This window comes from Mesorhizobium sp. M7A.F.Ca.US.011.01.1.1 (genome assembly GCF_003998295.1).
In the GTDB taxonomy this organism is placed as follows: domain Bacteria; phylum Pseudomonadota; class Alphaproteobacteria; order Rhizobiales; family Rhizobiaceae; genus Mesorhizobium.
In genome coordinates, this window is the sequence record NZ_RZRT01000223.1 from 1 (window position 1) to 632 (window position 632).

Annotated in this window: 1 pseudogene; it reads right to left on the bottom strand. The window is 65.5% G+C overall.

Annotated elements, in window-relative coordinates:
• Positions 1–632, bottom strand: a pseudogene (locus EOA13_RS37440) (integrase); the annotation flags it as partial.

A 632-nucleotide genomic window follows, 5' to 3' on the forward strand; every position in this document is an offset into this window, starting at 1 on the left:
AGCCGCGCCACCTCCCGGTCGTTCAATCGCTGGGGGCCGACAGCCTTGCCCTGCCCGGTGACGCGTCGAAATAGGGGGCCATGGCCAATCCTGGCCAGTTTGAGCCAGGTCTGCAGGGCGACCATAGGGCAGGTCGCGTCGGAGGAGCCACGACCGATCTCGACCTCGCGCCAGCCCGTCTTGCCGCGCAATGTCACCAAAATACCTTTGTCGAAAATCTCGACCCAGCCGCGGCCGTCCTCCGTCTGATCCCTGGCAACATCGAGCCCGACGATCTCGGAGCGGCGCAGGCCGCCGGCAAACCCAAGCAAGAGCATGGCGCGATCGCGCAAGCCGCGCAGCGTGCCACGGTCGAGCGTCTCCAGCATGGCGATCAGGTCTTCCGGGAGAATGGCTTCTTTCTGAAGGGGCGGGGAAGCGTGGGTGTTGCGGATGCCGGCGAGCACAGTGGCGATATGGCGGTCCTTGCGGTCGAGCGGCTGGCCACGCTGCGTATAATTCCACGTCAGGGAGGAAAGACGGCGCTCGATTGTGGGGACGGCGTTCGGCTTCTTGTCCCGGTCGCCGTTCCGGACGCGCAGGCGGTGATGTAGAGGCCTACGGCCTGTGGATTGGGCGGAAATGTCTCGACG